The sequence below is a fragment of the Brevibacillus schisleri genome, from assembly GCF_055685845.1.
In genome coordinates, this window is sequence record NZ_JBVNDM010000002.1 from 45,071 (window position 1) to 63,203 (window position 18,133).

22 protein-coding genes and 1 other RNA gene are annotated in these 18,133 nt (G+C 42.3%); 1 reads left to right on the plus strand and 22 read right to left on the minus strand.

What is annotated here, in order from left to right:
* Positions 1 to 38: 38 nt before the first annotated feature.
* From ACUUHJ_RS32205 to ACUUHJ_RS32305, 21 genes are all read right to left on the minus strand, one after another.
* Positions 39 to 350, minus strand: a complete 312-nt coding sequence (locus ACUUHJ_RS32205; RefSeq protein WP_472301307.1) for a hypothetical protein — start codon at positions 348 to 350, stop codon at positions 39 to 41.
* 283 nt (positions 351 to 633) lie between these two features.
* Positions 634 to 1,809 (minus strand): DUF3560 domain-containing protein, encoded by a 1,176-nt coding sequence (locus ACUUHJ_RS32210; protein ID WP_472301308.1) that lies wholly within the window; start codon positions 1,807 to 1,809, stop codon positions 634 to 636.
* 156 nt (positions 1,810 to 1,965) lie between these two features.
* Positions 1,966 to 3,495: a DNA cytosine methyltransferase gene (locus tag ACUUHJ_RS32215; protein WP_472301309.1), complete on the minus strand. Its 1,530-nt coding sequence runs from the start codon at positions 3,493 to 3,495 to the stop codon at positions 1,966 to 1,968.
* Between the two features lie 137 nt (positions 3,496 to 3,632).
* Positions 3,633 to 3,938, minus strand: a complete 306-nt coding sequence (locus tag ACUUHJ_RS32220; RefSeq protein WP_472301310.1) for a DUF5983 family protein — start codon at positions 3,936 to 3,938, stop codon at positions 3,633 to 3,635.
* Positions 3,939 to 4,000: 62 nt separating this feature from the next.
* Entirely contained in the window at positions 4,001 to 4,369 is a 369-nt protein-coding gene (locus ACUUHJ_RS32225) for a hypothetical protein (protein ID WP_472301311.1), read from the minus strand.
* Between the two features lie 626 nt (positions 4,370 to 4,995).
* Positions 4,996 to 5,406 carry a type II toxin-antitoxin system HicB family antitoxin gene (locus ACUUHJ_RS32230; RefSeq protein ID WP_472301312.1) on the minus strand — a complete coding sequence of 137 codons (411 nt, stop codon included), beginning with the start codon at positions 5,404 to 5,406 and terminating at the stop codon, positions 4,996 to 4,998.
* 102 nt (positions 5,407 to 5,508) lie between these two features.
* The gene (locus tag ACUUHJ_RS32235; protein ID WP_472301313.1) at positions 5,509 to 6,414 is read right to left on the minus strand and encodes a DNA methylase N-4/N-6; all 906 of its coding nucleotides are present in this window, start codon (positions 6,412 to 6,414) and stop codon (positions 5,509 to 5,511) included.
* A 154-nt stretch (positions 6,415 to 6,568) separates the two neighbouring features.
* Entirely contained in the window at positions 6,569 to 7,324 is a 756-nt protein-coding gene (locus ACUUHJ_RS32240; protein ID WP_472301314.1) for a hypothetical protein, read from the minus strand.
* 125 nt (positions 7,325 to 7,449) lie between these two features.
* Positions 7,450 to 7,737, minus strand: a complete 288-nt coding sequence (locus ACUUHJ_RS32245; protein ID WP_472301315.1) for a hypothetical protein — start codon at positions 7,735 to 7,737, stop codon at positions 7,450 to 7,452.
* 95 nt (positions 7,738 to 7,832) lie between these two features.
* Positions 7,833 to 9,383 carry a DNA cytosine methyltransferase gene (locus ACUUHJ_RS32250; protein ID WP_472301316.1) on the minus strand — a complete coding sequence of 517 codons (1,551 nt, stop codon included), beginning with the start codon at positions 9,381 to 9,383 and terminating at the stop codon, positions 7,833 to 7,835.
* Between the two features lie 30 nt (positions 9,384 to 9,413).
* Positions 9,414 to 9,479: hammerhead ribozyme type II (locus ACUUHJ_RS32255), an RNA gene on the minus strand.
* Positions 9,478 to 9,951 carry a hypothetical protein gene (locus tag ACUUHJ_RS32260; protein ID WP_472301317.1) on the minus strand — a complete coding sequence of 158 codons (474 nt, stop codon included), beginning with the start codon at positions 9,949 to 9,951 and terminating at the stop codon, positions 9,478 to 9,480. Before ACUUHJ_RS32260 ends, ACUUHJ_RS32255 begins: the two co-directional genes overlap by 2 nt.
* A gap of 372 nt (positions 9,952 to 10,323) precedes the next feature.
* Positions 10,324 to 10,641, minus strand: a complete 318-nt coding sequence (locus ACUUHJ_RS32265; RefSeq protein WP_472301318.1) for a hypothetical protein — start codon at positions 10,639 to 10,641, stop codon at positions 10,324 to 10,326.
* Positions 10,642 to 10,743: 102 nt separating this feature from the next.
* Positions 10,744 to 11,358: a hypothetical protein gene (locus ACUUHJ_RS32270; protein ID WP_472301319.1), complete on the minus strand. Its 615-nt coding sequence runs from the start codon at positions 11,356 to 11,358 to the stop codon at positions 10,744 to 10,746.
* A gap of 102 nt (positions 11,359 to 11,460) precedes the next feature.
* Positions 11,461 to 11,865 carry a hypothetical protein gene (locus ACUUHJ_RS32275; protein WP_472301320.1) on the minus strand — a complete coding sequence of 135 codons (405 nt, stop codon included), beginning with the start codon at positions 11,863 to 11,865 and terminating at the stop codon, positions 11,461 to 11,463.
* Between the two features lie 15 nt (positions 11,866 to 11,880).
* A complete protein-coding gene (locus ACUUHJ_RS32280; protein ID WP_472301321.1) occupies positions 11,881 to 12,087 on the minus strand; it encodes a hypothetical protein in 207 nt (68 codons plus the stop codon).
* Positions 12,088 to 12,113: 26 nt separating this feature from the next.
* Positions 12,114 to 12,254, minus strand: coding sequence for a hypothetical protein (locus ACUUHJ_RS32285; protein ID WP_472301322.1), 141 nt, complete (start codon positions 12,252 to 12,254; stop codon positions 12,114 to 12,116).
* A 15-nt stretch (positions 12,255 to 12,269) separates the two neighbouring features.
* Complete coding sequence (locus ACUUHJ_RS32290) at positions 12,270 to 12,572, minus strand: hypothetical protein (RefSeq protein WP_472301323.1); 303 nt, start codon at positions 12,570 to 12,572, stop codon at positions 12,270 to 12,272.
* 839 nt (positions 12,573 to 13,411) lie between these two features.
* Positions 13,412 to 14,161, minus strand: a complete 750-nt coding sequence (locus ACUUHJ_RS32295) for a type II toxin-antitoxin system PemK/MazF family toxin (RefSeq protein WP_472301324.1) — start codon at positions 14,159 to 14,161, stop codon at positions 13,412 to 13,414.
* A gap of 78 nt (positions 14,162 to 14,239) precedes the next feature.
* Positions 14,240 to 14,722 (minus strand): hypothetical protein, encoded by a 483-nt coding sequence (locus ACUUHJ_RS32300; protein WP_472301325.1) that lies wholly within the window; start codon positions 14,720 to 14,722, stop codon positions 14,240 to 14,242.
* Between the two features lie 13 nt (positions 14,723 to 14,735).
* A complete protein-coding gene (locus ACUUHJ_RS32305; RefSeq protein ID WP_472301326.1) occupies positions 14,736 to 16,160 on the minus strand; it encodes a hypothetical protein in 1,425 nt (474 codons plus the stop codon).
* A 603-nt stretch (positions 16,161 to 16,763) separates the two neighbouring features.
* On the opposite strand from ACUUHJ_RS32305, the gene ACUUHJ_RS32310 reads away from it, so the two are divergent.
* Positions 16,764 to 17,333, plus strand: a complete 570-nt coding sequence (locus tag ACUUHJ_RS32310) for a MerR family transcriptional regulator (protein ID WP_472301327.1) — start codon at positions 16,764 to 16,766, stop codon at positions 17,331 to 17,333.
* 332 nt (positions 17,334 to 17,665) lie between these two features.
* Here the strand turns inward: ACUUHJ_RS32310 and ACUUHJ_RS32315 are convergent, their stop codons facing one another.
* Positions 17,666 to 18,118, minus strand: a complete 453-nt coding sequence (locus ACUUHJ_RS32315) for a JAB domain-containing protein (protein WP_472301328.1) — start codon at positions 18,116 to 18,118, stop codon at positions 17,666 to 17,668.
* Between the last annotated feature and the right edge of the window lie 15 nt (positions 18,119 to 18,133).

Here is an 18,133-nt window from a genome sequence, read left to right on the forward strand (position 1 = left end):
GGTATCCGCTTGGGCATGTCCCAAGCGGATACCAGCACTTAGATGACATCCAAACCAGCTGTCGCTTCTATCCTCGTCTTTTGGCTGTATCTCTCGTAGTAGGACTGGTTTCTTTCAATACACAAGTCTGTCCGTCCAGTCGCAGGGTTTTTTAGCTCCTTTTCGTTAAAGACCAAGACTGTTTTATAGGGACTCATACGACTGTGGAGCTGAACCAATTCCAAAGCTTTATCCGCGGGCACTCCCCCATGCGTAAATTCCCTTTGCCCGTTTTCGAAAATGATCACGACATAGCGCTCATTCTTGATTTGATCGTATTTGGCTTTAGAAAATGCATTTTTTCTTGGCATTCTCGGTTTTTCTCCTTTCGTTTTTTATGTCCGCTTGGGGCAAAACCCCAAGCGGACCGCGTGACTCTATTTCAAGAACAAGCTGCCGCTCGTTACAATTCCTCCACCGTTTCGTAAGAGCTGGAGCCTTCCGCTTGACTGACCCCATCATTCCAAGCTGTACCCAATTCATACCGTTTCATTGTTCCTCATCCTTTCACTCAAAATGGTCTATCGCTTACTCTTTAATAATAAACCATTTTAAGTGATATGTCAACAATGAAGGCTAGAAAATCCCTTATTTTTATACTGCGCTGTTATATTTGTATAGATACCAATCATCATGATTTACTACAAAATTGTTATCTCTATCTTGTTTAACTGCACGTCTCTCTTGTAATCCTATTTTGAAGTTATTCCTCTGGGGAATATTGTTTTCTATATATATTTCTTTGATTGTCACGCTTTTTTCAGTCTTTTTAACAACTTGGAAAGCTTTAATAATTTTATTGCCGCCAATAGCTGTACGAATTAAAATGTCGTCTACCTCAAAAGGATTAAATGCTTCCTTTTTCTTTTCCATCCATCCCTCAGGAATTTTCATTTCCTGAATTTCAGCATAAGCGTATTTGAGCGTATATGGAACAACATCAGGTTTAACCTCCACAGTCTTTGCATTCGCTTTAACAACTGGATACCAGCTGCCGCGAATTTTAACGAGATATCCAGCCTTTAGATTATCTTTATTAAATTGTACGCCGCCGATCTCGTCCATTTTATTATGGAGAAATGCAAGTTTATCTAATTCATATTCCATTTTCTCTAGTAGAGTTTCCATGTATGATTCGTTTTGAGTCTCTTCTGCCCGAGCAATTCGACGCTGGTACTCTCGGATATTTTTATTGCATTCTTCAATTCTGTTACTTAGATACGATCTATTCTTAAATTTACTCATACTTGCAGTTTGTTCTGCTGTTGTAGCTTTATCGCGGAAATACTCACTTTTGCGGTACTCTTCAAATCCTTTATGATAACGGTCATACATTTTTTCTCTTTGACGTGCAAACCGTTGACTTCCTGCATGTCCTGCAATAATCGGTTGCGTAAAAAATGAAATGTCACCGCGCTTACTGTTTAAGTCTGCTTGCAGGTTTTTTGCTCTTGTCTCTGCATTGTCCGCATACTTCTCATAGCGCTCAATTCTTGCTTCTGCTTTTTCTACTTGCCTTTCCACTTTCTCAGCGTAAGACAAGCGTTCTCCAGTTTTTCCGCCATCTGTAAAGCCTAGTTGTTTAGCTACACGGATAGCTGAAAAATGATTATTGGTTGAACGGGACACCCAAGCGGAACGAGAACCTGAGAAAATAAAAGCACTTCTTAATGTCTTTTTCTCATCCATGGCTAGAGATTGATACTCTTCTTTAGAGAACTGCAATTCAATTTTAGACGTTTCGAGATTTAGAACATATTGTTTAGTCATTGTAATTTTCTCCTTGAAAGTAGTGGAATATCGCTTACACAAATAATTATAAACCATATATGGTGATATGTCAACAAACTATTTTCAAATGGTCTATTAGACCTTTTGTATATCACTAGACAAGTAAAAAAGCCAGCTTATCACTGGCTTTTGCTACTAAAGTATCGGAATTAATTGCTTTCTAATTATTTTTGCAAGGAACCGTGAAACTTTATAGTCAACAGCATTTTTCAACATTTCGAACACAGCTGTCAGGCTCCCCGTGAACAAAAAGTCATCAGGTAATGAGAATAACCTCGCGGTTTCCCTTACGGTTAAGTACCGATCTAATTCGTAATGAAAAAAAACCTCGTCCTGAACGTGTGTGATGACCGGAGCTTGTCCATGTCTATTCAATCGCATGCAATAGTTTGTAAATTTCTTATTTGGTGCCCTGAGGTGCTGGGGAACGCTGGTGATATTGCCCCCCTCTGGGACATGCTTCATTCGCTCCAAAATTAACGGCGTAGGATTGAAATGCCAGTCCTGCTGCGGTGCGTTTTCTATGTCTTGAAATGCGTCTGCTACTGTCCGATACTCCGAAAGATGGGGAAGCTGTAGTGTAGGACTCGCACCACGAATACCAAGAATGAATGCCCGCGTTCTTTTTTGAGCTGAACCAAGTTGGGCCGCATTAATATATTCCGGTATCAACCCAAATTGTGGTAGCCTTTCTTTAAAGCGCTTTACCATTGCACCCCCTTTAACCGTTAAAAAGTTCTCTACATTCTCGATCAAGAAAGCTTTTGCGTTACTCCATTCAATGACATTTAGCGTCTGCTCAACCAATGGATGAGTGATTGAATCGGTGTCACGAAAATTATTGATGGTATTCAGAGAACTAAATTTCACGCAGGGGATACCGGCTGCTACAAAATCTACTTGGGGGATGTCCTCCTTTGTAAAATCCAAAACATCTTGCGTAATGATATGATCGCCAATATTTCGGCGGTAGGTTTCAATATGATAATTCCGAAGCGCTCGCTTGTCGAACCGATCATTTGCGAAAACAATGTCATAACCTCCGTCATCCAGAAAACCCTTGTCCATGGAACCGCACCCCGAAAACAAACTTATCATAGAAATAGCCTTTTTCTTGAGCCAACTGCCTACATTGTTCTTAGTGGACTGATTTACTTCCTTTTGATCGGCTTGGAATAGGTCGAAAATGGATAGCTGTGAGTAATTCGCTGCCGCAGCAAAGTCACGGACGCTGACCGCGTATTGCCGTGTTTCTTTCTCTGCACGCAGCTCATTTAGGCAGACTACGTTTTCGATTTCCTGGGCTTTAGCCTCGACCGAAACAGTAAAGAGAATCTTTCCCTTACGGATCTCTACTTCTACTTGCTGGTGAGAGGCAAAAAACTGCCGAACCTCCTCCCCTTTGATATCAATTACTGGAACGACTTTTCCTGTTTTCTGGGTCGTTTTCGCTACGTGACGCTTTGCCTCGCTTCGAACCGGTGTTATCGTGATTTTTTTGTTTTTATTATCGACTTCGTATTTGATGGCTTGACCAATAGAAAACCCGTAATCTGCCAGATACTTTGCTTCCAAGTAAAGCCGGTCTTTGATTTTATACAAACGCTTTAGGAATGATTTTCTCATTTTCTTTGCTTCTGGTTGGTGTTTGGAAAATAGCTTCACTCTTTATCAACTCCACATTATTATCGCTTACCATTAAATTATAAACCATTTTTAGTGATATATCAACATTTTTACACAAATAAACAGTGGTCCCATAATCGAACCACTGTTTACCAGTTTTCCATTCAAGCTGATATTTACCAATCAAATACAGAAAGTGAATCAATTTTATCGGCATCCCGATCAAACATTATCCATTGGCATTCATTTTCTTGAGCAATAGCAATAATTGCATAAAGTTCTTCCGGTAGATCGTCAGGAATATGAGCATCCTTATCGTCCTGTACAGGTACTTGCATTAACCAACCAACTTGGTCTTGATTGGCACCTTTGGAATAGAATACAACTTCCACCTCGTCTCTTTCAAATAAACGGTTTGTTTCTTTTTTAATATGAGCGGTTGATAACTCCAGCGTTTTTGTAATATATACAGTTGAACACATAAGAAATCTCTCCTTCAAATAAGTTTTGTACAAATCGGTACTAAAACTTTATCAGTTCACTTTTAGGCTTCTGGAAGTTCATCCAGGAGTTTTGTTATATTTTGAACAAATACCGGATTGTTGTCGTCTTCAAAATCCTCTGCACGTAACAGCTTGAATGGCACCCAGCTAAATGTGATGCGTTTGGTAGAGATATGTTTTTCCAGTTCAGCTTTATTCATTTCCTGAAAATTTAACACAACCTCATCAAAAGTAACTTTTTCGCTTGGGGTATCCCCTCGCTGTCCTTCCTTGATTTCCTCAAGTGAGTATGTGGAAAGGACCTTTCTCAGATCAGATAGTGTTTGAATTGGAGGATAAATATCATTTCCAAGATCAAAAGGAACGGCATGAAAAGTGCGGCTATTTTCCATTTTTTCAAATCTCAACATACAGCTTCTCCCCTATCAGTTTAGTATCGCTTACATTTATAATTATAAACCATATAAAGGGATATGTCAACTATTTTTGATAAAAAATACCGACGACAGCATGCTTTATTCTCGGCCTTTCCTAGGAAAAACGGGAGAGGCTATCTACCGATCCGCACGCAGCTGCAGCAGGCTTGGGAAGTCGGCGGTACATAATAGGCTTCCGTCCGGAATCCTGGAGTATCGGCTTTTCCTGAGGTTCCGGGCGGCATAGCCCGCCACTACCGCCGACCGTAGACTGTCAAGGGACCGTGGAATACCGGACCGCAGCGCAGCGCAGGGAGGATATGCCGCGAAAGCCCTTGACAGTCTACGCCTTGCCGGTAATGCCATCGCTTACGCCACTCATCTCCCCAGCTGTCGCAGGCCTTTCTTAATCAAGGTATCCCGGCGCAGACGGGATACCTCCTTTCTAGTCTGGGCTTTTATCCTTCATGCTTTTGATTTTGCGTTAGGGGACGGAGGAACTAGAGGACGACAGGAACCTAGGGAGAGTTGGGCGGCTCGCCCGCCTTACTCTCCCTGGTTATCGGCGTACTCCCGACCCCCGGCGTGAGGGCGCAGCCCTCGCGCAACGCCCTATACGATTATTTCTTATTAACCCCAAGATAATCTTTTAGCGCCTCTTGTAGCACTCTTGAAAAATTCACTTTGTTCGCTATTGCCAATTCATCTAGCCATTGCGGGATAGTCAATGTTTTCTTTACGGCTTTATTGACCATTTCATCCCTAAAAGGAGGCATCCACACTTCAATCAGCGCAACAGTGCAGTCAGGATCATCCATTATGATTTTTGATAAATTCGATGCTTTTGGAATTTCTTCACCGTCTTTTTCCATACCATAAATGTGCAAGGCCATAGCATCTTTGGCATAATTCATTGCTTCTTCATAGTCGGTTGCACATGAGAAGCAACCAGGAAAATCAGGAAACTCGATGGATATACCATCCTCAGAATCTTGAAATTTTGCTGGATAGACGTATCGGTCTTTTTTCACACAAACACCTCACACGTTTAGTTATACGTATCAATCATTTATAACACGTACAAATGGACGTGTCAATTAATCGGAGGAAGGATTCCCCTCCCCCGAACCTTATCACGCACAAGCTTTCCCATCGTCAAATGACGTTAATTTCCAATAACCTCGTTCTACACGTTCAAAATCCCTGTAGATTTGTAATGTTTGGCGTATTTTCTCCCGCCAGTGACGATTGGATTTAGCTTTCGCAGAACTCTCCAGGACCCCATACAACGTTTCTAGGCTGCTCTCACCACCAATTGATTCTAAGGCAGCTTGGACCAAATCCCTCCATGTAACTTTCAAAGAATCCCGAATGTCTACCATGACTTTTTTACTGATTGCGATAGGCACGACCCAAACATTAGCCTTTTTCATGATGATGAGATATTCATGTTCGATTGGGATAAAGCTACCTCGATACCGCCGACGATCTGACTCGCAATTATGCTGCTCTTTGATGATGATGGATTCAATATGACCAAACCATTGCATATCTTTTTGAAGAGAGTACAGTTGACCATCCTTTCTGACATCCCCCACCAACACAGCCATTCTCCCGCCATTTCGCAGTCCCGAAAATGCTTTTGCATTGACCAGATTTGATTTCATTAGAAAGTCTGCGTAGCTCGTGCAGCGAGAAAGGTCGTCCAGGTGCGGCTCCCCGTACATTTCGCCGCTATATTTTATGATGTTGTAATAAGGGGGATGGAGAAAGGTGAAATCGCTTCCTCCTGGTAAATCATCGGTAAGGGCGTTCCAGCCGCCAAACTGCGGGTTTAAATCAAGATGGATACTCGATGTGTACCCCAGCTCTTTGGCCACTTCGTAACCGGTTCCACCCCCGGCAAATATTTCGGTAAATGCTTTCGGCTGAAAATGCTTAAGCAAATTATATATGACCCAACCGGAGCAATTTCCTCGATAACGGGGATTTCCCCATTTACCACGGTCTTTATAGGACATGATGCTGCTTGTTAACATAGTTTCCCCCTTGCTCATTGGTAGCTTTTGGGGGAGAGAAACTCCCCCAAAAGCCAGCTCGAAATTCAGTTATCGCTTACAATCACTATTATAAACCATATATTGTGATATGTCAACAAAGAAACTAGCCGAATGCCCTCGGCTAGTCACTTTATTATGCCTGTTTTTCACATACGTCTTCTAGTTTTATTTCTGATATATCAAGGTCACCGACATTTATAACGGATGGCGATGGGATTCCAAATACTAAACTATCTGCAATAACATCGGAAAATTGAAGTTCCCTATATTTCAAATGATTTACTTCTATCGGTTCCATTCGGGATAATGTGCCATGATGAACAACATACCGATAGATAAATCTATATCGCTTCCCTAGTTCAAGGCTTACGATTTCTCCTGAACTCCTGTCTTCCTCCTCCCCTTCTGAAACCAATCCTGTCCCCCAGCAAAGGTCGCACTTTTCATCATCATCTGCCCTACCTGTTCCTTTGCAAGGCTGACAAGAAACAAGTGCAGGAGTTGCATTGCTTCGCAAATCGTATAGCACTTCACCGACCAGCTCCATAATCAAACGAGCTGCATCAAATGAGTTTTTGGAATACCCTTCGAAGGAGTTATAGGCATCATTAGCCCATTCCTTCGGAATATTAGATGGGGAACAATTTGCAATTGACTCTTCGGTACTAAAATCTCCCCCACCAATTCCCCAATGACGAATCCACTGCGTTGCTTCTTGATTAAAGCCCTCCACCGGATCAGTTGGTAGAGTTTCTATCCATTCATTAAAATCTGCTTCCAAATCGACATCTACAAGTATCCCAATTGACTCCAGCATGTTTTTAATTTGATCGACTGTCTCTGCGGTTCCGCTGCCAACTATCCGAAACATTTTTCTAGTACCATTCATTTTTACGCGCCCCTTCTCTTTCCGCTTTTGGGGAAGATCCTTTCCCCAAAGTGGTTTGATTTTTGCCTTGTGAATTTTACTCCCGAGGACCGATTGGCGACCTTTCCCAATCGGTCCTCGGCATTCTATTTCAGGAACATTACGCCACTCATTGTTTTAAAAAGATCATACCCGGCATCCTGGAATGCCTCCATAATTACTTTGTTTTCGGACTCCACAATTTCCTGGCGAATTCTGTAGTTCAAACTGTTCTTATATTCCAGCGATAAGCCGATGTACTTAACGACCCTCGCTGAGTCCACTTTGACCTCTCGGTAAGCCTCTATCAATTGCTCGACCGAATCATAATAGTTGGAGCCTCGAACCTGACTAACTCCATTATGCGAGCTAGTGCTTAACTCATACTTTTTCACTTTCTTTCACCCTCTCGTTTGATCTATCGCTTACTATTTTAGTATAAACCATATATAGTGATATGTCAACAAACGGTCTTAAGAAAATCTCCTCTCTACGTATACGCCTGTTGTCGTTGGGTGATGTTGAATTGCATAACTGCCGCCTTAATAACCTTGCCTATTGCTCTCGCCAGTTCCACAGGTACAGCATTGGCTATCTGTTGTTGCATACTTCCCAACTTTCCTCGAAAGATATATTGATCTGCCAGCCCTAAAAGTCGCGCCCCTTCCCGAACAGAAATAATCCGGTCTTCTTCTGGGTGAAGAATCATAGACTTACGCGGGTTAACTATAGTGATGGAAGGTTTGTCCCATTCCAAACGCCGATACATGTCACTGTGTACGCCTCCCGGTCTTATTGCTTCTGGGATATCAAATACATTCCCACCAGCAGGCACATGGCGCATACGCTCTTTGGTGATGTCTTTGGCTACCGAATAGTCAAGCTGGTTTGGGATTCCATTGTGAAGTCCTTGGAATGCTTCGTAGACCGTTGTGTACTCTTCCGCTTTAAATTCCGGTTTGGGTAAATCAATCTTGCCGATCGTACTGCCAATAAAGATTGCTCGATGCCTCAATTGAGCTGAACCATAATCAGCGGCACACAGAACATCGGAGGTAATTTCAAAATCTGATAACTCCTCGTAAAACTCCTTCCTGATCTGCCCATCGCAGGCAGTCAGAATCGGCGGTACATTCTCATACACAAACACCTTACAGTTCTTGTTCGCTTTGACCGAATCGATAAAAGCCCGTACTAACGTAAAGTCTGGATGATTCAACAACCTCGTTTCCTGCCTGTTTGAGTTGGAAAACGGCTTACATGAACCTCCACCAATCATTACTGGAGCTTTTGGTAGCGTGTTCTTGTCAATCTCGATCATATCTGCCTCTATAATTGTGTCACCATGATTTGCTCTATAGGTCTTTACTGCATCGGTATCATTTTCAACTGCGAGTATAATTTGGAAGCCAGCCTCTACGAATCCCTGATCCAGCACCCCAGCACCCGAGAAAAGACTCACTACATCAAGAGGAATTTTTACATTTTTCAAGCGGGACTGAATAGCTTCTATCTGGTCTGAGCTGTAAGTTTTTCCGTATTCCCCGAAATCAAATGTTAATTGCTCTCGGACTCCGCCGACACTGACTGCCTTTTCCAATTCCTTCTGCGAAAAGACAACCCGCGCCTTTTGCTTGACGGACAGTAATTGAGTAATATCAGTAGCGGGTACAGCCTTCCTGAATGCTTTCTTAACCTCATGTACGGCTTTCGTCAGGAAACCTACCGGCTCTTGTACGAATCCCTCTACAACGATCTGGTCTTGGAAAATTTCAACTTGCAAGTAGTCTGCCCCAGCAAAAACCGAAAGAGCTTCTTTGCTACGAATATCGATGACCGGCTTTTCCCCACCTGTGACTTGCCGCTTTGAAACCACGTTATCACTTGCATCTTGCGAAGACAGAATGATGATCTTCCGACTTGCAACATCCACCACGTATTTATAATTCTGTCCTGGCTGGAAAACTGTCTGTTTCAGTTCTTTATCTTGCAGGTAAATCCCGCGAACGGATTTTTTCGCCTGTCTTTTCTTCAGGAGCATTTGATTCACCTTTTCTGTAGTTTATTGCTAAACAGCCTGCCACATCAGTACGGGTCGGCTACCTCCCGTAGACACCCCATAAGGGGTGTTTCGGCTATTCTTTTAAGTGAATCACAAATGTTCGATCATCGAAGGAAAACCCGATTTTACTGATATCCAACATCAAATGAATAGCCTTTAGCATATCCACTTGATGGTAGTGGGGAGAAACCGCAATCGCTACCATCCCGTCTTCTGATAATCGCTTGAGCAACTTAGCTTTTTCTGCAATAAACACCTTTGCATTTTCTAACTCTTGCTTTTCTTTAGGAGCCTCGTCGATATTGCCCTCATATTCCCAATAATCCCTATCATACGGACGGGAGTATACCCTCCCCCTCTCGATCATATAGTCATTCCCAAGCGTCACCTTGTACTCTTGATGAATCTTATCTCCATTTGAGTGCGTCACCGTCACATCGAAATATTCCGCATGACTATCTACATCTGAAAATTCCTCTACCAAAACTTGAGAAGATCTGGAGTTTTGAATAAGAAACAATTTCAGCCTTTCTTGAAAACCACTCATGTCAAACATCTCCTTAACCATTTAGTATCGCTTACATTTATTATTATAAATCATAAATAGTGATATGTCAACAACGAATAACGGTGACAGTAAGCCTTTCCCCCGGCGGGAGGGTACAGCCCTCCTGCAACGCCCCGCAATCTTCAAGACAGAGTATTTGTTAGGTGTTCCCTATAGATTCTCGTAGTGTTTTGAGATTCATTAAATACCGCTCCTTCTTCTCTAATGATTCTGTAATCCGCTTTACCTCCCGACTACAGAATTCAGCCCAATCGTTATAAGAAGAAGTCAATCCGAACTCAACTCGACGCTTTCCTGCCCTCGCTTTGTTTACCTCCAGCTCTAGTCCCCCAATTACGTAGTCCAACGCCTCTAGCATAACTTATCTAGTTTCACTCCTTCATCTGTACAATCGCCTTCTTCGTCATCATATCTATCTTCCGCGAGTTTCAATGCAAAATAATCGTCAGCTTCATCTTGGCTTATCTTTTCTTTTGAAAAGACAATTCCTTCATGGCTAATGTCCGGGGATACTACATGTGTTAAGGATATTGGTCCTGAGTAGCCTTCTAGCGTACAATTGACCGCACTTGTAAACAATGCTAAATCCCAGCCTTGCCCATTGGAGAAAAACACTTCTATAATCTGCGGATATTTTTCTTCCGCTTTGATACCTTCCTTGTTGTTCACTTGATTCTTCCACCCTTTCATACCCCATTTGTTTATTCGGCAATCAGTCAAGCCGACTGATTGCCGCCGTGATTATCAGCCCATAACCTCAAAACGGAACTGTCAACTTAGTTTTAAGTAGTTCTCTGCTTCTTTTTTTTCATCGAAGAGTCTTTGGAGTGCGCCCCTACTAACGCCAGTAAATGAGTATCTTGAATCAATGATTTGAAGGCTATAACGGTCATTGCGATCATAAGTGATTAATACCGGGTTAATTTCACCTTGATTCACAAGATAACCAACATCACCAACGCACCAACCGAAAGTTGCTTTCAATTCCAAATTTCTTCTCCACATGATTTCATCAATTGATCTATCTGTTTTTTCAAAGGCAGATGGGTGACCATTAACAAAAATCCTTCCCTGTAAAACAACTTTAATCGTTTTGATATTAATTGCGAGGATGAAGCCATATTTCTCTTCATTCGCCAGTTTAACAGGCATACCGACTTTAGCTGTCTCGAATGTCAACTCATTGCCCTGTGTTACGATATAGGTAATGGCAGGCAACTTATCGCTGCTTTGCAATTGTTGGATGAAACTATCGCGTACTTTTGCTAACAATGTCTTCTGTTCATTCAAGTCAACCTGTTCCAAAGAGACGCAAAGCTCTTGTTTAAACTGGAATGTAACGGTTACGTCCTGTAGATTTGGTTGAACAGATGTGCTTTTTGTCATGTTTCGGTTCCTCCTCAAAGATGGTGTATCGCTTACTTTTTTATTATAAACCATTAATGGTGATATGTCAACAAAAAAGCAAGGATTTCTCCTTGCTTTCTACTACCAGATATCCATGGAGGGAAACAGATTCTCTAAATTTGGCAACTCTTCACCATCTACTTTCATTGTGATCGTATATACCGCATGATATAGCTGTTCACCACGTTCATGTGCATCCGTTCCCGCGGGGAACCCATCCTCTGTTTCGTTTCGCACATAAGTGATTGCATTATCATCTTGATTTAACGTAAAGGCATCATCATTGATATACGTCTCTACGGAGACGTCTGCCATTGCACAAATCACTGCATAGGGAATTTGACTTGCACTTTCCAATTCAGCTGTAATTACCCGATCAAACATATGCATGCAAGCGTTATTAAACGTGCCGTCTTTTTGGTAATTCACACCTTTCCCCGGATGATCGTATTGAATCGTTTTTGCGATGTTGATTTCAAGTATCATTTTTTTCTCCTTTAATCAAATTCCGAGGCGTTTACAAAAATCCGGATCAAGCTGGCGTAAGCGTCCAATGGCAATTTGAAGAGACTTTTTTGGCATCCGCAGTTGATAACCGTATCTTCCCTGCCGTTCCAGCTCTTCCAAACGCTTGAGCTTTTCAATGTAAGTAGACCATGCTTGTTCCCATTCCTCCGTTCTCTTTTTTGTGTCGTCTAAAGCTGTCATATGATCGCCTCCCCTTTCAATCACAATTAGTAAGTTTCTACTTCCTTCAACTCTTCCAAAAGCGATTCAATAGCCTCTGCTTTCTCTGATTCCCCATTGGCAACATACGAATCAATACGCTCTTGAATAAAGTCAACAAGATCGTCTGTTACGGTAAATCCTAGCAATAGAAGCACTCCTTTTTAATTGGACGAGGTTGGACTGGTTACCTTCGATTCGTTATGTTCTTGTCCCAGAAATACTCCCGGAAATGTCTTGAAATAAGCGTCCGCGTCTTGATGAACTTTGATGATATCACCTTGATAGACTTTCTCTACCCATTGACGAAGGGATTCACTATTATCAAACGATTCATGTACAACAAACGGTTCAGGATGAGAGACATTGACAAGTCGCATACGGTCGATATCCAATACGACAATGAATGTACTCGATTCCGTTTCGATGATGTTCCCTGCCTCCAGGACTTGCGCTGATTGATTCATGATTCACACTCCACTCAGTTATTAGTATCGCTTACAAGTACAATTATAAACTATACATAGTGATATGTCAACAATGAAAAACGGTGACATTAAGGCTTTTTCCCGGCCTTTCCTAGGAAAAACGGGAGGGGCTATCTACCGATCCGTACGCAGCTGCAACAGGCTTGGGGAGTCGGCGGTACACAATAGGCTTCCGTCCGGAATCCTGGAGTATCGGCTTTTCCTGAGGTTCCGGGCGGCGTAGCCAGCCTCTACCGCCGACCGGGGGCTGTCAAGGGACCGTGGAATACCGGACCGCAGCGCAGCGCAGGGAGGATATGCCGCGAAAGCCCTTGATCTGGCCACGCCTTGCCGATCGATCCATTGCTACTCTGTCGGGTGCCCTGGACACTAGGGAGCGGGACACTTGCCTTCCTACCCTACCCAGATATACCACCAGCACCTAAAACGCGAAAATAGGTGCCTTCTAGCTCGTCTGAGAATGCCGTTCAGTAGCACTTTGATTCCTTTGTGATTTTCGGTCCTTATTTTTCGTTTTTGCGTTAGGGGACAGAGGACCAAGAGGACGACAGGAACCTAGGGAGAGTTGGGCGGCTTGCCCGCCTTACTCTCCCTGGTTATCGACGTACTCCCGACCCCCGGCGTGAGGGCGCAGCCCTCGCGCAACGCCCGACCGAGTAGTATAAATCCCGTAAAACGAAAAGAACCCCCACATTAAATGTGGAGGTTCAGCCTCGAAAGGCGGCATTTTTGTGAAGCCCTAGGGCAAAGTAACTTTTGTTGTTGTTTACATTATAACAAGATCGAGATTACCTGTCTATTGAAAATAGCGAAAACCTTTAGTTTCCGTTTATTTTCGTTGGTGCCAAAGCTGCAGCCACTTCATCGAGCGGTCCAGCACCCGCCTCATACCATGCCAACAACTTTTCTAGTAAACGATCTTTTTCTTCATTCTCTTCTTTAAGTCGTGCGATCTCAGCTTGCAGTTGATTGTTATGATTGAGCGCAACCTTTTTAGCGACTGCTTCTTCTAGTTCCTCCATAAGCGGTGTACCAGCAATCGTGAACCGCAAATCCTTTATGATTCGGTTCTTATCGACTGTTCTCATCTGGTGAACCAATAGTAGCGAATCGTGTTGAAAATCAGGGTATGTATTTGCGTCTATGAACACCGTTGAATCTTGTAACGCTTGCGGAATGCTCCCTCGGTAGCTGGATATTGGAACCACTTGCATGATACCAGCATAGTTTGCCACAACAACCGCCATGTGAGCAAAACATAGCTCAGAGCCCACATTGATTCCAAAATCCACAAACACTACCCTGCCACGATTTATTTTTCGGCTCCTCAGTGTAGTTCGATCCACGTCCTTTTTGGGGCCATGGACACCATACTGATTCATCAAGTCATTGAACAGAATGAACGGGATTGATTCTGACAGATATTTCCCATTCATGAGCGCTTTTGTATCATTCAAAGTCGAGATTAGTTCCTTCTCCACATCAGCATGCGCATTGGTAACAGTACGGCCTTGAGTAGCTCTTTCATTACGTAATGCATTTTTCAAAAGCACCTCATTAGCTGGCATATATTCCCCTCTTTCTATAGATTAGACACTTGTAACACCTGCCAAACGAAGCCGAATCGAGCATCGAGCATTTTAACCCTACCATCCATCCGTGTCTATATCTTTTCTTGGTTTCCCAGCCCCCGTTATTCCTGGAATGGTAATATGCGTCTTCACAGGCGTTGGAGTCTCAACCTTTTCAGATCGAGAAACAACTGTTTCTCCTTCCTCTTCCTCTTCCTCTTCCATGGTATTATGAGCAACGTTAAAAACTGGCGACGATGTTACAGATTTATTTGGTAGCGGGTCCTCTGTAAGTAATGTTGATAAGGCTCCCCTTTGATCGGCAGCGGGTGAATCCGCATTTTCTGTATCACTCAACGGCGCCCTTACGGCTGGAATGAACTGCGCAAGATTACGCAGCCCATTCCTTCTAATTTCTTGTTCAACACAGTAACGAATTGCATCTGTCGGAACACCCTGAATATTAATCCATTTTATAAGAACCGGATCTTCGTCTTTTCGAAAACGCCATGGCAATATGTCATTTCCACTATATATCTTCTCCTTTGTCTTCGCCAACGAAAGCCCTCCCCTATACACCCGATTCTTTCAAGAATGTAACCGGGTATTTTTCCATCAAAACACGGAATATATCGTGTTTTATAAATATAAACAGTGACCAAGCGTTCAAAGTGGATGCGTATTCTTCTGGTACATAGAACAAGAAAATTTCACGTTCATCCATTTTTTCTTTCAGTTTCGGCTCAATGATGGGACGGAATGGAATTGAACCTCCACCATAAACAGCCGTAACATCTACCTGATTCTTTGCTTTTAGGAGCTGCTGCAAGATACCGTCAATGATCTTCATGCACTCGTTATAAGCTGGTTCTTGGAATAGTTCTTTTGCGATTGGATGCCATTTAGCACGTTTATTTCTTAGTGCTTCATTGAAATCTTGACGGGTGTTATCTGAACTATAAGTCCGACGATTATATAGCGGTAGTGCTTCGTCGATAGCTTTCCCAACTCCGTGAGGTATTCCACCTGTACGCTTGTACTCATTTAAAATACGCGTCCCCTGTGTAATAGGGCACTCGGTTGTACCTTCCCCAATGTCGGTATGGAGCAAACGACGCGATTCAAAGAATTTTCCGGAGCAAGTCACGCTTTCCAAATAAGTCCCTTTTGCTTTGCTTTTAAACGTAGCGTAAATCATTTGAGGCTCAGCTTTATCTACCCATTTCGTTGCTTCTCTTTGAATTTCGATGTTATACAGCTGTTCCAGAATATCTTGTAGAATATCTAGTTGATTTTCGTCCAAAAGTTGCCCGTCTTCGAAAGGAACAAACAACCGCAATTGTGAAAGCAAAGCATCGGTTCTCCATGTTTTTCCGTCTGTCCCATATTGCAAAGCAAACACAGAGGTACTCCCCTCTTGTACGCAACGAACATAAGAAAAAACAATTTCGAAGTGAATGCGACGATTTCCCAGGTGTAACGTAACCTTATGCACAGCCTGTTCATTTTTCCCAAGGAATTTACGCTCATAATTCCTTGCATCTTCTTCTTCATTGAACTGAGTCAACGGTAATGCAATGGTCATCTTTCCATTGATACTCCATTTGGAACGGCCTGGGTCCTTTTTGACACAATACGCTGCGATCTGTCCCAATGTTTCTACAACGGAAATCGGACTCATACTTTTTGGTTCACCGATCACAAAAGTCTGGGGCGTTCCGTTTTTTACTGCGCTACGCCCCACGTAGTACATCCCTGCCTTTACGGAAGGACTATCAACGGTAATGAAAATACGATCTTCCAACTCATTTAAAATGGCTTCTGGACTTTCATCCGCCCAAAACGGCAATTCTCCCGCAAGCAAAATTGCGGTTGGTTGAATCGGAAGCAGCTCCCCTTCTTCTTTAAATGGAGCTTGTCCACCAATCACCATTTTATTACCGAAGTTCCCGATATCATTTCCCAAATCAAGTTCGATTACTTGAACGTCTTCCATTTTGCCTTCCTCCTATATTTTGAATTTGTTATGTATTGGATATCCTTTGTATATACAGTATATAACTTTTTTTGGACTTCGTCAATTACTTTGTATATGTTTTGTATATACAAAGTATAACACAAGATATATAAAACCTCATCTCTATTCATGTTGCACCTGATTATTTCACTCTCAGGTTCACTCTTGTTTTGTTAGTCCGATCACTTCCGCGAACATGATTATACCAAGAGTGATAAATCACAAAAAAGCATTGGTATAAAAGGATTTCACATTAGTAAATACCTTAGTAAAACTAAAAATCACCTTGCGGAAATCTCGGTAAAAACCTTAGCAAAAACTCAGTTCTAACGCAGCGTTAAAGAGTATTGCAGTTCATGAGTTTATATATACAAAAGATGCACAATGAATTACATTGTATATATACTGTATATCCAATTTTCTTATTTTACGCATTAACTTGCTAGAAAGGTGGTAACCGTTTACTAATCTTTTAACCAAGGTTATGAGGAGAGGGAAGCAAACCTGATTCTCAATTTGATTGATTGTTGGTAGAATTTGCATTATTATCAAGAAAAACAATAGCTTGGAGGTGATTTAAAGATGAGTAATAGCGAGAATCACCATGACGAAAACCTGAGTGCTAACATGAGTAAGATTTCACTAACAGTAAAAGATGTTGCTGAAAGGGTAGGGGAGACACCCTTCACTATTCGCAACTGGTTTAAAGACCTGAGAGCCTATATTCCTCACGAAAAGGCCGAGAATGGATACAACTATTTTGATGAAAAATCCTTAAAAGTTTTTTTCACCATTAAAGATTTACATAGGGATCGTAGTTATTCCATTAAGCAAATTGAATATTACTTTGCTACAGGTGGGGAAGAATTCGTCCCCATACCAAAAGGAGCAAATGAGGAACTGCTTGCCCAAGAACTCCTGCAAATGCGTGAAACATTGGCAAAATTTAACGACCGCTTCGAACGTCAGGAACAATTTAACATGGCTTTATCGCAGAAATTGGACGAGCAGACCGCATTTATCATCCAGAACGTCAAAAAGAGGGATGAGGAAATTACAGAAGGAATGGCTCGTCTGTTTGAGCGATACGAACAAAAGAGACTTGAAGCGCCGAAAGAGGAGAAGAAAAGATTCTGGCAGTTTTGGAAATAACAGCTCTACGCCGTAAGGCGTAGGGCGATTTTTATGAATAAGTAGGTTTTTCCTCAATTTTGACATGTAGATGTTCTTTTGTAGATTCGAACATAACCTGGAATAAACATGCCATTAGGGGGTTTTTGACCCCGACCGGGTTTACTAACCACTTACGATATTGTTCCGCAAAGTTTTTAATCTCGTTCAAACCGTCCATAATATCCTCCTTAAATATAATAGAGTAGGGGAGGGAGATGCTTTTCCACCACCACCACAATATTTTGTTGAATAGAACGCCGCCGCAAGGTGGCGAGCGCTCTATTCAATTCTGCTGCCTATGAAGGTGAGATTTATAGATAACCGTCCCTCATCAATGATCGAAAGGTATTTTCCCCCAACACGATATGGTCAAGAAGGAAAATCCCTAAAACTTGGCCAGCATCTTTAAGCCTTTTGGTTATCTCAATATCCTCTGTGCTCGGTCTTGGATCACCTGATGGATGCTGGTGGCAAACAATCATGCTCGATGCCTTATGTAGAATGGCCGAAGTAAACACTTCTCGCGGATGGACAATCGATGCATCCAGGGAACCAGTATGAACCGTCTCTATTCCTGTGATTTTATTTTGTGTGTTCAGATACAATGCGAGAAAATTCTCTCGATCAGTCGAGCAATACCGTTCCATGTACTCCCGAAAAATTTGCTCTGACACTTCTGGGCTGGTTACACTTTGGTGATCATACCCAAAGTGTAAACTTCCAACTCGTTTTAGCTGAACTTGAAAAACCGTAACTTTACTCAACAATTTCCTCTCCCT

Coding starts and splice junctions, on each gene's coding strand:
- ACUUHJ_RS32290 (WP_472301323.1), bottom strand. CDS start 12,572: ATGAATCAATCAGCGCAAGTCCTGGAGGCAGGGAACATCATCGAAACG.
- ACUUHJ_RS32275 (WP_472301320.1), bottom strand. CDS start 11,865: ATGATACTTGAAATCAACATCGCAAAAACGATTCAATACGATCATCCG.
- ACUUHJ_RS32205 (WP_472301307.1), bottom strand. CDS start 350: ATGCCAAGAAAAAATGCATTTTCTAAAGCCAAATACGATCAAATCAAG.
- ACUUHJ_RS32210 (WP_472301308.1), bottom strand. CDS start 1,809: ATGACTAAACAATATGTTCTAAATCTCGAAACGTCTAAAATTGAATTG.
- ACUUHJ_RS32235 (WP_472301313.1), bottom strand. CDS start 6,414: ATGTTAACAAGCAGCATCATGTCCTATAAAGACCGTGGTAAATGGGGA.
- ACUUHJ_RS32310 (WP_472301327.1), top strand. CDS start 16,764: ATGAGTAATAGCGAGAATCACCATGACGAAAACCTGAGTGCTAACATG.
- ACUUHJ_RS32270 (WP_472301319.1), bottom strand. CDS start 11,358: ATGACAAAAAGCACATCTGTTCAACCAAATCTACAGGACGTAACCGTT.
- ACUUHJ_RS32305 (WP_472301326.1), bottom strand. CDS start 16,160: ATGGAAGACGTTCAAGTAATCGAACTTGATTTGGGAAATGATATCGGG.
- ACUUHJ_RS32295 (WP_472301324.1), bottom strand. CDS start 14,161: ATGCCAGCTAATGAGGTGCTTTTGAAAAATGCATTACGTAATGAAAGA.
- ACUUHJ_RS32250 (WP_472301316.1), bottom strand. CDS start 9,383: ATGCTCCTGAAGAAAAGACAGGCGAAAAAATCCGTTCGCGGGATTTAC.
- ACUUHJ_RS32220 (WP_472301310.1), bottom strand. CDS start 3,938: ATGTGTTCAACTGTATATATTACAAAAACGCTGGAGTTATCAACCGCT.
- ACUUHJ_RS32225 (WP_472301311.1), bottom strand. CDS start 4,369: ATGTTGAGATTTGAAAAAATGGAAAATAGCCGCACTTTTCATGCCGTT.
- ACUUHJ_RS32240 (WP_472301314.1), bottom strand. CDS start 7,324: ATGAATGGTACTAGAAAAATGTTTCGGATAGTTGGCAGCGGAACCGCA.
- ACUUHJ_RS32260 (WP_472301317.1), bottom strand. CDS start 9,951: ATGAGTGGTTTTCAAGAAAGGCTGAAATTGTTTCTTATTCAAAACTCC.
- ACUUHJ_RS32280 (WP_472301321.1), bottom strand. CDS start 12,087: ATGACAGCTTTAGACGACACAAAAAAGAGAACGGAGGAATGGGAACAA.